Source organism: Paenibacillus sp. 10L310 (assembly GCF_056395745.1).
The window spans coordinates 543,446-555,050 of the sequence record NZ_JBFTKC010000003.1 but is presented as its reverse complement, the minus strand read 5'-3'; the positions used below and the strand labels follow the sequence as shown (position 1 = coordinate 555,050).

The 11,605-nt window shown below is 46.4% G+C and carries 14 protein-coding genes; all 14 read left to right on the top strand.

Annotated elements, in window-relative coordinates; all coding sequences use genetic code 11:
• Positions 1-86: 86 nt before the first annotated feature.
• The 14 genes from hisC to AC1DE7_RS11455 all read left to right on the top strand — a co-directional run bounded on the left by hisC (position 87) and on the right by AC1DE7_RS11455 (position 11,586).
• Positions 87-1,187 carry a histidinol-phosphate transaminase gene (gene hisC, locus AC1DE7_RS11520; RefSeq protein ID WP_340398691.1) on the top strand — a complete coding sequence of 367 codons (1,101 nt, stop codon included), beginning with the start codon at positions 87-89 and terminating at the stop codon, positions 1,185-1,187.
• A gap of 26 nt (positions 1,188-1,213) precedes the next feature.
• Complete coding sequence (locus tag AC1DE7_RS11515; protein WP_017687717.1) at positions 1,214-2,308, top strand: prephenate dehydrogenase; 1,095 nt, start codon at positions 1,214-1,216, stop codon at positions 2,306-2,308.
• 727 nt (positions 2,309-3,035) lie between these two features.
• Positions 3,036-3,629: an RNA polymerase sigma factor gene (locus AC1DE7_RS11510; protein WP_036607662.1), complete on the top strand. Its 594-nt coding sequence runs from the start codon at positions 3,036-3,038 to the stop codon at positions 3,627-3,629.
• Positions 3,626-4,261, top strand: a complete 636-nt coding sequence (locus AC1DE7_RS11505; protein ID WP_036607660.1) for an anti-sigma factor family protein — start codon at positions 3,626-3,628, stop codon at positions 4,259-4,261. Before AC1DE7_RS11510 ends, AC1DE7_RS11505 begins: the two co-directional genes overlap by 4 nt.
• Positions 4,262-4,304: 43 nt before the next feature.
• The gene (locus AC1DE7_RS11500; RefSeq protein WP_076328398.1) at positions 4,305-4,904 is read left to right on the top strand and encodes a histidine phosphatase family protein; all 600 of its coding nucleotides are present in this window, start codon (positions 4,305-4,307) and stop codon (positions 4,902-4,904) included.
• 233 nt (positions 4,905-5,137) lie between these two features.
• Positions 5,138-6,256 (top strand): hypothetical protein, encoded by a 1,119-nt coding sequence (locus AC1DE7_RS11495; protein ID WP_477534399.1) that lies wholly within the window; start codon positions 5,138-5,140, stop codon positions 6,254-6,256.
• Positions 6,257-6,300: 44 nt separating this feature from the next.
• Positions 6,301-6,807 (top strand): gamma carbonic anhydrase family protein, encoded by a 507-nt coding sequence (locus AC1DE7_RS11490; RefSeq protein ID WP_036607653.1) that lies wholly within the window; start codon positions 6,301-6,303, stop codon positions 6,805-6,807.
• 23 nt (positions 6,808-6,830) lie between these two features.
• Entirely contained in the window at positions 6,831-7,010 is a 180-nt protein-coding gene (locus AC1DE7_RS11485) for an IDEAL domain-containing protein (protein WP_017687723.1), read from the top strand.
• Between the two features lie 153 nt (positions 7,011-7,163).
• On the top strand, positions 7,164-7,586 hold the full coding sequence (locus tag AC1DE7_RS11480) for a DUF2487 family protein (RefSeq protein WP_253501381.1): 423 nt from the start codon (positions 7,164-7,166) through the stop codon (positions 7,584-7,586).
• 192 nt (positions 7,587-7,778) lie between these two features.
• Positions 7,779-8,318 carry a QcrA and Rieske domain-containing protein gene (locus tag AC1DE7_RS11475; protein ID WP_036607648.1) on the top strand — a complete coding sequence of 180 codons (540 nt, stop codon included), beginning with the start codon at positions 7,779-7,781 and terminating at the stop codon, positions 8,316-8,318.
• A 15-nt stretch (positions 8,319-8,333) separates the two neighbouring features.
• The gene (gene qcrB, locus AC1DE7_RS11470; RefSeq protein WP_017687726.1) at positions 8,334-9,005 is read left to right on the top strand and encodes a menaquinol-cytochrome c reductase cytochrome b subunit; all 672 of its coding nucleotides are present in this window, start codon (positions 8,334-8,336) and stop codon (positions 9,003-9,005) included.
• 21 nt (positions 9,006-9,026) lie between these two features.
• Complete coding sequence (locus tag AC1DE7_RS11465) at positions 9,027-9,911, top strand: menaquinol-cytochrome c reductase cytochrome b/c subunit (protein WP_127549609.1); 885 nt, start codon at positions 9,027-9,029, stop codon at positions 9,909-9,911.
• A 112-nt stretch (positions 9,912-10,023) separates the two neighbouring features.
• Positions 10,024-10,650 (top strand): DUF1405 domain-containing protein, encoded by a 627-nt coding sequence (locus AC1DE7_RS11460; RefSeq protein WP_477534398.1) that lies wholly within the window; start codon positions 10,024-10,026, stop codon positions 10,648-10,650.
• 66 nt (positions 10,651-10,716) lie between these two features.
• Positions 10,717-11,586 carry a sporulation protein YpjB gene (locus AC1DE7_RS11455; RefSeq protein WP_164783324.1) on the top strand — a complete coding sequence of 290 codons (870 nt, stop codon included), beginning with the start codon at positions 10,717-10,719 and terminating at the stop codon, positions 11,584-11,586.
• Positions 11,587-11,605 lie beyond the last annotated feature (19 nt).

Genomic DNA, 11,605 nt, shown 5'->3' with positions numbered 1-11,605 from the left:
AGATGTCCTGAAAGGACATCTTTTGGACACGTAAGGTGCACGCTGATTCGTGTCTAACATTATTTCAATAACAGGAGGCGGTCGGGTTGAAACCGAAATCCCAGATTGTCAATCTGCCTGTGTACCAGCCGGGCAAACCGATTGAAGAAGTGAAACGTGAACTGGGGCTTGAACAAGTCATCAAGCTGGCCTCCAACGAAAACCCGTACGGCAGTTCTCCTGCCGCCCTGGAAGCCATTACGAGAGAAATGACTAATATAAGCATATACCCAGACGGTAGCTCGGTTGAGCTGACGGGAGTTCTTGCCAAGCATCTTGGCGTTGAACGGAACAACTTAATATTTGGTTGTGGTTCCGATGAGATTATTGCTTTGATCACGAGAGCTTTCTTCTTGCCGGGTGACGAGACCATCATGGCAGATCAAACATTTTCTGTATATAAAAGCAATGCAGATATTGAGGGTGCCGTGTCCATCGAAGTGCCTCTGAAAGGTGGCACGCATGATCTGAGCGCGATGCTCGCGCAAATTAACGACAAAACCAAAGCAGTATGGGTGTGTAATCCAAATAATCCGACAGGTACGATTATCTCCGAGCAGGAACTTACAGCCTTTATGGACCGTGTGCCTGCTCATGTGATGGTCATACTGGACGAAGCTTATTATGAATTCGTAACCGATGAAGCATACCCGCAAAGTATACCATTGATCGAACGGTATCCGAACTTGGTCATCCTGCGGACATTCTCCAAAATTTACGGTTTGGCTTCGCTCCGGATCGGGTATGGTATTGCACGTCCCGAAATTATTGATTTGATTAACCGTGTACGTGAACCGTTTAACACCTCCCGTTTTGGACAGGTTGCGGCAAAAGCTGCACTACTGGATCAGGATTTTGTTCAAGAGTGCTCGAAGCGGAATGCAACGGATCGGGATTACCTGCAAAATGAATTTGCACGCCTCGGATTGTCGTATTTCCCTTCACAGGGTAATTTCATTATGGTTGACCTGAATATGCCTTCGGCAAATGCGTTCCAATCCTTGCTCAAACAAGGCATTATCGTTCGCTCAGGATTCCACGTATACCCAACTTACATTCGTGTGTCCGTCGGAACATCAGAACAGAACCGTGCATTTGTCACGGCACTGGAGAACACGCTGGCTGAGAAGGCGGTAGCGCGCCCTTAATACTGGCGATGAAAGAGTGAGGACCCATGAAACTAAAAATTGCAATGATTGGTGTAGGACTCATCGGCGGTTCACTGGCGCTTTGCTTCAAAGGCAAGCCAGATGTAACCGTGATGGGCTACGCCCACTTGGATGAACTGAAGGACAAGTACATAGCGAGCGGTGTAGTGGATGATGCTACGCTCTCTCTGGAAGAAGCGGTAGAGGATGCCGACTTTATTTTTTTGTGCGTTCCCGTAGGTTTGCTAGAATCCTATTTCGAAAAGCTCTCCAAGCTGCCATTGAAAAAAGGATGTATCATCACGGACGTAGGAAGCACTAAAGCTTCCATTGCCGCTTGTGCCGAGCATGTGCGGTTGACTGACGCTTACTTCATTGGTGGTCATCCTATGGCAGGGTCGGAGCGTGCAGGCGTAGATGCGGCCTCAGCTGTGTTGTTTGAGAATGCATACTATGTCTTAACCCCTTCAGAACATGTACCTGAGGAAGCCTACAGCAGGCTGTCTGAGCTGCTTGCGTATACGCGGGCACAGATCGTGCGTGTGGAGCCTCTGCTGCACGATGACATCGTGGGGGCGATTAGTCATCTGCCACATGTTATTGCTGTTGCGCTTGTGAATCAGGTGCGTGAATATAATGAGTCGAATCCACTGTATAAAATGCTGGCTGCAGGTGGTTTTCGGGATATTACCCGGATTGCGTCCAGTGATGCGATTGTGTGGAGAGATATCTTGCTTAGCAACCGTGATGTACTGCTGGGCTTGCTAAAGGACTGGAATAGCCAGATGACGGCCTTTACGGATATGCTGGAGCATAAGAACGGTGAAGGCATAGAGGAGGCATTCCGTCAGGCCCGCGAGTTCCGCAGTATATTACCAGAACGACGCAAAGGCATGATTTCGCCGTTATTTGATCTGTATACTGATGTCCAGGATGCACCGGGTATGATCGGTAAGATCGCAACTGAGCTTGGGGCGAATGATATCAACTTGAGCAACTTGGAGATTATCGAAAACCGGGTGGATGTGCCGGGTATTATGCGTCTGTCTTTCCGTCAGGAAGAAGATATGGAACGGGCCAAGACGTTATTGGATTCCTTAGGCTATCAAGTGTGGATATAAGACGAGAAAGAGGGCGAAAGCCCTCTTTTTTGTGAGGTTATATTGGAGTGGTTATTTGATTTTCAGTCACAGAAAAAAAAGGATGTATTATCCTGATTTACCGAAAGATATAATTAATTCAAACAATTTTACTGAAAGTGTTGACAAAATGAAAACGTATACATATAATAGGGGTACAGTATGGTTTCTCTCCACTCCTATCCAATAACTGTATTGCTCCACGTGAGCAATGGCCGCTTATGTAAGCGGTCTTTTTTTTGTCTTAAAAAGTTTTGGGAAAGGCATTGATATGTTAATAGTTACACTTGGACTTACATCCTCTATTTACATCTCCCTCCTTAATCTGTTAGGATATCTTAGATCCAATAAATATCACATTTTTGTAACCTTTTCGGTATATCGTCCGTCTATATAAGCAAGGGTTACCAAAAAGGCTCAAAATGAAGTCATGAACGTGAAAATGACCGCATATGAATGACAGGTCGGGTTTTGTGGATGCCAATGGATTTGCCAGGATGATGCAGACCGTTGTACAATAAATACTGTTAATGTAGAAACGTTGGGGAAATTGCCATTACATAGGGGAATTTGGCGGGAAGGCCAGTTATGGCGCTGAACGCTTTTTATATGCGGTGAGAACCGCAACTTTTTTGTGCCTGTTCGGTAATACATGGATAGAGTCGAACGGGGAGAAGCACATGGATGGGCGAGGAGGGGTCGCACTCAAATGACGGATTCCCAGTTGATTCGAGAGATCAAGGAAGGTAACCTGGAGTTATATTCCGAGCTGATGAGTCGTTATCAGCGTAAAATACTGGCTTTCGTATATCATATGTTGAAAAGTTCCAATATGGAGCTGCTTGCGGAAGATCTCTGTTCTGAGACTTTCTATAAGGCGTTCCGCAGTCTGCACTCTTTCCGTGAGGTGGATGCCTCATTCTCAACATGGTTATATACCATTGCGAGAAATACGGTACTGAGTGAGCTTCGCAAACAGCGTAGCGGAAATGTCCCACTTGAAGAGAGCGGGATTGTTCCCGTTGCTCCTTCGGAGAATACACCGGAGTATGCTGTACTACGCAGCGAGCGGGTGATGCTGGTTAGGGATGCGATTAACAATTTGCCGGAGAAGCAGCGTTCTGCGATTATACTCCGTGAGTATGATCAACTAGACTACCAAGAGATTGCGAATATTCTTGGGCAGAGCGTCAGTTCTGTGAAATCGCTATTATTCAGAGCAAGATCAAGCGTAAAAACTCAATTGGAACCTTATTTCTTCGAACCGGTGTACGAGCCATATGAAGGGATGAAGAACCGATGAATTGCAATGAAGCCCAGGAACTGTTTGCACTGGTCTGGGACTTGCCGGAAACTCATCCTCAGCGGATTGCATTTCATGCTCATCTTGCTGGTTGTGAAGAGTGCTCCGAGCAGTTTGAGGTCTGGGAAGAAGCTCAGATCTTGCTGCACAGCATTCCGGTTCCAGTGACAGAACAACAAGCAGAGAGAGTGAACCGTAACGTTATGGACCGGATCTACGCGGAGTCTCCATGGTTACTGCCGGAAGAGGTAAAGGTTAATCGTTTCTCTGCTGTGATCCGCAAGCATATGTCTCTGTGGATTGCCGCGTTCCTGGCTATTTTTTTATGTAGCTTTCTGTATATGGCAATGTTTAAGCCAGATGTATCAGAAGCTGAGCAAACCAAAGTTGTTACTACGGGTATCCTGGAGACAGGGGTTGCCGGAAGCGGACCATCGTCCTCTGGAATGTATCAGTACAACATGACTGGAGCGGACAGAGGAAGTATCATAGAACCTTTTGTTGTGAGCATGGGACCTGCATATCCGCAGTATTGGATGGCCCTCTCTTTACTTGCAATAGGAATGGCGTTATTTTCTCTTGGACGTATGCATCGAACAACGAATAAACGCAAACAAGGTGCGAGTGCATAGGTAATAACCTTTCGTTCGCCGTGTGGAGAAATGAGGGATGTAAGTGCGAATCGGGCTTATTCGTCACGGTCTTACAGACTGGAATGCGGCGGGCCGTATACAGGGTCAGACGGATATTCCTCTGAATGGAGAAGGTCGTGAACAGGCAGAGCGCTTGGGAAGACGTCTGCTGACGGAAGAATACCAATGGGACTATATCATCACAAGTGGATTATCGCGGGCACAGGAAACAGGGGAGATTATCTCCAAGCTGTTGAATGTACCTTTGCTCAAGCCAGACGCACGGTTGAAAGAAAGGGCTTTTGGTCAGATTGAAGGTCTGACTTCAGAAGAACGGGTTGCCCGTTGGGGCCAAGCCTGGGAGACATTAGACTTGGGACAGGAGCAGATAGCGGATATCCAGATTCGTGCACTGGCGTTTCTGGAAGATCTATGGTCGGCCTATTCTGACCAAAACGTACTCATTGTCACTCACGGAGCTTTCTTAGCAAACCTTTTAACAGCTTTGTTTAAAGATCGGTATACAGAACGGATTGGAAACCTGTCACTGACGATCCTGGAAAAGGAACGTGATGACTGGAGTCCACTGTTATATAATTGCACACGACATCTATCTTTGGACACAGCGAAACAACCTGAGTAATCCAACTTGGGTTGTTTTTTTGCGTTTTATGGGGGAATAAAGACTGTATATGATTTCAAACCTCTCATTTTTCTTCTGATTGACCAACTCGGGGCATAGTATGGTTTAAAACATAAAAGATTTCCAAAAAGAGGTTTAGATTATGGGAATTCCGTCAACGATGTTTACAAAACCAAACTATTTCAGGCTCCGAATCAGCAGTCGAAGTAGTTAACGGGCGAGGCGATGGACCCATGAATCTAGCGGATATGCTTACTTTTGCCGATATTGGCCAGCTTAATCGAATAGCAGACTATTACCAATGTGAATGCAAGCCCAATTCCAAACATGAACTCATCCAGAGTATTCTCACTACATTGGGCAGCAGACCCTTTTTTGAGCAGCAGGTACGTCAACTGAATCAAGCAGATCAGCGCTTTTTGAACAACTTGTTGTTTGATCCTCGCCAGTATTATGGTATGGAAGAACTCATTGCCATAGCCCGTCAATCGATGGACAAAAAGGAGAGTGAGGCTGGCGCGAGTCCACGTGATCTCATCGTTCGCTTCAATAAGAGTGGATGGTTGTTCAATGGGACAACGCAGCAGACCAGGTATTTGTATCAGGTACCCCAGGATCTGAAATTAAGATTCAGGGATGTGTTATCCACACATCTGCGAGCAGGGATTACCAAAACAACGGAACCACCCATGTATCGGGATGAGTATCATCTCTTAGCGGATGATCTCAAGTTGTTCCTGCAGTTTGTCCAGCAGCACGAAATTGCCCTTAACGCTGAAGGCATGATGTACCGTCGCTCTCAACAGCAGATTATGGAGCATCTGCACATTAGTGAGGAATTGGTGGGCAAAGGTGGATGGAGATTCGGATATGGCCGTTCCTTCAAGGATTACCCGGATCGTTTCGCACTTCTCTACGACTATGCATTTCACCATCGGCTGGTTCGTGAGGAGCAAGGCACGCTGAAGTTATCACCAGCTGGAGAAGACAAGCTGGGAGCTGAGAAAACAGCCGAAATGATACAGCTATTTAGGTTTTGGTTAAGATTGTATAAAGGTGCTATTCCCAATCTGTCCTCTATTGTGTATTGGACAGGCGAATGTGCCCAAGAATGGTCAACCGCCGAGTCGCTGTTTCGTCAGATCGGTCCGTTCATTCAGCCGTTTTACTATGATACGGCCGAGGCCATTTATGATAACAGAATTGTTAAAATGATGTTGCATCTCGGCATGGTCCGTATTGGGGAACATGAGGAAGGCAGGACTATACAAATGACAGCCTGGGGCACACGTCTTGCTGCATCCTGTCGCTCTATCTCAGGAGACATTACGCCTCTTATGTTTGACAAGTGAAGGACAAGTTGCTAAAATCACTCCCAAATTAAGGAGTGATAATAATGATAATTCCATACAAAGGGCTACAACCTCAGTTACACCCTTCGGTATATATGGCTGAAGGTGCAAAACTGATCGGTGATTTGAGAATGGGAGAAGAGTCTTCCGTCTGGTTCAATGCAGTCCTGCGGGCTGATTTGGCTCCCATTATCATTGGAAAGCGCTGTAATATACAAGATAACGTTGTCGGGCATGTCAATACTGATCAACCTTTGATCGTGGGAGATGATGTCTCAGTAGGACATACAGCGATCATTCATGGTTGTTGTATTGGAACAGGATCATTAATCGGCATGGGAGCCATTCTGCTGAATGGAGCCGATATTGGCGAATATACGCTGATTGGAGCCGGTTCTGTTGTTACTGAGAATAGTAAAATTCCGCCCTATACTCTTGCTTTGGGGACACCTGCCAAAGTGATACGTGAGCTGACTGATGCCGATCTGGAGCGGATGTCCAGAACTTCACTGGGTTATGTTACCAAAGGAAAAGAATATAGGAGCTCTTAAATCCGTTTTGGAGGTGCATCCTATTGGATAAAATGAAAGTTACGTATGAAGTCATGTTGGGGCTGGCAGCTGAGATGGTTTGGGACGAAGCGCTTCGCAAACAGCGCAGCGAGAAGCTCTATTTGGAAATCGATAAAGCGTTAGCTACCGGAGACGAAGTAGCTTTCCGGAGTCTGACGGATGAACTGAGGACCATAAACTGATTAGCAAAATAGTTCCTTTCTGAGATAAAAGGGAATGCGCAGATGCGTGTTTCCTTTTTTTGATATGTGTAATTCCGAAATGAATGTCTGGATTTATAAGATATAGTCATATATAATATGGGAATAAAATGGATAGAGAGGGGATATAGGGAATTGAAATTCAGTGAGATGACTCAAGACAGCTGGGCTGAACTGCAACTCTATCTGGATACATGCCTTATTCCATACACAGCTCTTAGCGGTGAGCAGTCGCCAGTTGAAGCTACCGAGGCGTTGGAGCGGCTGAGAGATTTTCTGGATCTGGTCGAAATTCCTTTCAAAGGGAGAATCATGACTTATCCAGCCTTTCATTATGCTAATTCGGAATTGTCAATGACATTAAATTCCTTGTCCGAACAGCTTAAATCCTCAGGATTCAAATATGTGGTTATTATGTCATCGGATGGTCATTTGGATGGCATGGAAATTCCAGCTGCTGATCTGGTTTTGAGTCGGTCCGTCTTAACTCATGAGGTCGGAGAAGAAGGGATTGCGAGATTTGTAGGGGAAAAGATACGAGAGTTGTGGAAAAAATAGTTTTTAGCGACAAATGTGACAATTTTACAACAATTTTTTAATAACGCTTACAATTGAACCTTAAAAATGTGTGACAAATTCTTGACGGTGTTCTAGGGCTACTATATGATTATGTATGTTCTAGTAAGTCGTGGAATTTATGAAAATGAAAACGTTTGAGAGAGTTGGCTGAAAAAGGGGGTTGGAGACAGTATGAGCAGTGAGCATGACCACGAAGCTTCATTGAAATTGCCAAGCCGCATGGAGATGTCACGCAGGCAGTTTTTGACGTACACGCTTGGTGGAGCTACAGCCTACATGGCCGCCGGTGCAATCCTTCCTATGGTCCGTTTTGCGGTGGACCCGATTTTGCAACATAAGGGAGAAGGCACCTCTGTCAAAGTAGCTGAAATCAGCAAAATTACGAATGAGCCTCAAGAATTCACCTTTGAACTTAAACAACAGGATGGTTGGTATCTGAGTAATGCATCGTTAGTGGCGTGGATTCGCAAAGACGAGCAGGGTAAAATTTATGCACTCTCACCTATCTGTAAGCATCTGGGATGTACAGTAGGCTGGAATAGTGACAAGCAGTACCCTGACGAGTATCATTGCCCCTGCCATGGCGCGCACTATGACAAGGAAGGGAAGAATCTTGCCGTAGCCCCCAAACCGCTGGATGAGTACGTAGTCAAGGAAGAGCAGGGTTGGGTATATCTGGGCGACATTGTTCCGAACACCCGAGTGAATTAGGAGGCGTGAACGCAGATGTTTAAAAATGTCTATGACTGGATTGACGAGCGTCTTGACATCACGCCAATCTGGCGGGACGTTGCGGATCATGAAGTTCCAGAGCATGTAAATCCGGCTCATCACTTTTCCGCATTCGTGTACTGCTTTGGTGGATTGACGTTCTTTATTACTGTTATTCAGATTCTGTCAGGCATGTTCCTGACCATGTATTATGTACCTGATATTATCAATGCCTACGCAAGTGTGGAGTACCTGCAGACCAAAGTAGCCTTCGGCCAAATTGTTCGCGGCATGCACCACTGGGGAGCCAGTCTGGTTATCGTAATGATGTTCTTACATACGATGCGTGTGTTCTTTACAGGCTCTTACAAGGCACCGCGTGAAATGAACTGGGTTGTCGGCATGCTGATCTTTTTCGTCATGTTGGGCCTGGGGCTGACAGGGTACTTGTTGCCATGGGATAACAAAGCCTATTTTGCAACAAAAGTAACACTGGAGATTGCCAATACGGTTCCTTGGCTGGGACCGATTATTAAAGAATTCCTGCAAGGCGGTACGATTGTTGGTGCACAGACACTAACCCGATTCTTTGCCCTGCACGTATTCTTCCTCCCCGCTGTGCTTCTGGTGCTTCTGGTCGGACACTTTATCATGATCCGCAGACAGGGCATTTCGGGACCACTATAAACTGAGAAGGGAGGAATCGCAATGGCTCACGGACATAAGAAGGATGATGAGGAAAAGGTTATCTTTGTCGGTGATTCACGGGTCCGTAAAGGGGCGGGATTCATTACCCCGCCTGATTACACGGCGTATCCCGGCAAATCAGAAGCCTTTATCCCCAACTTCCTGCTGAAAGAATGGATGGTTGGTGTCGTTGTATTGGTGGGGATTCTGGTTCTCACGATCTCAGAACCTGCACCTTTAGGCTATCCGGCCAATCCGAGCGCATCCGTAATTCCTATGCCGGACTGGTACTTCCTTTTTCTGTATCAGTACTTGAAGTATCCGTACGCATCGGGCGATTACGTTCTGCTCGGGGTACTGGGGGTCAGCGGAGTTGCTTTTGGAGCTTTGCTACTGGCACCATTCCTGGATACAGGCAAGGAGCGGCGTTTCTATAAACGCCCAATTGCTTCATCACTGATGATTTTGTCGGTCATTTCTGTATTCTACCTGACAAATGTAGCGTGGACGCACTACGAGCATGAGTTGGAAGCAAGTGGACAGAAGCCTGAACATATTCAACGTGAAGAAGAAGCGCTGGAGAGGCGTGAACAGGGGCTCCCACCCGTTTCCAATGCACCTGGACAGCAAGAAGAAGTTGCGATCGTGGAACAGGATGATCCTGCAATGGAAACGTACAAGAAGGCTGGATGTATTGGTTGCCATGCGGCTGATATGAAGGGCGCAAGTGGACCTTCACTTCGGGGTGTCGGTGACAAGCATAGCCAAGAAGAGATTCTGACCATTATTAAAGATGGTTATAACGAGATGCCTGCGATGTACAATCAAGCTATTGCTCAAGGTGTTACGGATGAAGAGATTACTCATCTGACCGAATGGCTTGCGAAACAGAAAGCAGAACAGTAAAATCGAAATAACCAATGAAACCTGATCGTTTATGCGGTCAGGTTTTTTTGAAGTGTTTTTTTTGGACAGCACTGTATCGTGCACAATATTGATGAAGGAAGGGGCAGGGAATGTGGCTTTATCGTATTTCTGGAGTAGGGAATTTCTAACCAATCGTTATTTCCTGTGGCTATTATTTTGGTGTAATGCGGTAGGAACGGTATACGGATACATCTGGTACGGAGAGCAAATGAAATTGACACTGGCTGAGCAGCCGGTGTGGCAGATCGTATTTGTGCCGGATAGCCCAACAGCGAGTTTGTTTTTTACTTTAGCGTTGTTATGGGTGTTGTACCCACCGCGGTCCATCATTATCAAACGGATCGGACATGTGATTCAGGCGCTTGCCGTGGTCACATCTGTGAAATATGGCGTGTGGGCGGTGTCCATTATTTTCGCTGGCTGGATGCAAGGTGGTACACAGCACTGGCAAGACTGGATGTTGATTGCTTCGCATAGTGCGATGGCCATAGAAGCTCTAATTTTTGTACGCTTTTTCGGCTTCCGCTGGACTTCCCTTGTCGTTGCAGGTCTCTGGACGCTGTTGAACGATACGATGGATTATACATATGATATTTACCCTTGGTTACCCGCATCCCTCTATGATCATGTAGATGGTGTGCGTAATTTCACATTCGGACTGACACTGGTAAGCATTCTGTGCGCGGGGCTGGCCTTAAGACAGGCGAAACGAACCTGATATCCGATCTTGAGCTTGTTCTAATGAACTGTCCCCCGCCATACATTGGTGGTGGGAGGGATGTCCATGAAGAGAACGTTTGGGATCAAAACTGGCTTACTGGTGGTATCGTTCATGGCTCTAATGCTGTGTACGAACTTAGCATATCGTGTATCCGCGCAAAGTGAAGCATTGAATTCGAATTCAGATCAGCAAGTGTCCACAAGCAATTCAATTGCACAACTGAACGAGGAAGCAGCCATATTGTATCGGCAGGCGCTCGAGAATAATATTGAAGAAGTGCGAGGAAGCATTCTGCGTATCAGTAAAAGTCTGGAGCATATCTCCTTTGAGGGACAAACAACAGTCGAGGGCATTCACGCCTTGTCCGAAACCATAGTTGAAGTGAAACAAGCCGTTGTGAAGGTGAAAAATGACGATGCTTCTCTTCAGCAGTCCTCAGCCAAACTCAGACTTGCAGCAGATAGTCTCGCGAATCCAACCAAGCCTTTATGGCTTCAGTATTATAAAATCGTGAAAAACGATCTGGACGCTTTATCCGCTGCTACAAATCAAGGGCAAACTGCGGCCGTACTGGCAAACCGCTACACCGTTCTGGAGGAGCATTATGAGACGATTCGTCCTGCCGCACTGATTCGCCGTGAACCGTATGAAATTGCTCAGATGGACGCTTGGTTATCTCATACCAAAGGGCTTACCAATGCAAAGCAGCCAGATCTGGCTCAGTTAAAGAGCATGGTTGGCCATGGGGAGGAACTGGTTAACCAGTTGTTTGGTCGCGAGAAGGACGAGAGTGCCTTTGTACCGTTTGTACAGGGTCCCGATCGCAGGGCAGCCGGGCTACTCATTAGTTCGGTCATTGTGGCGACGTTAAGTTACGCCGGATATCGTAAATATCGTGCGCAGCAGCAGGGGATTTTTCCTTTTCGGCGTTAATAGAACATGAACTTGATCC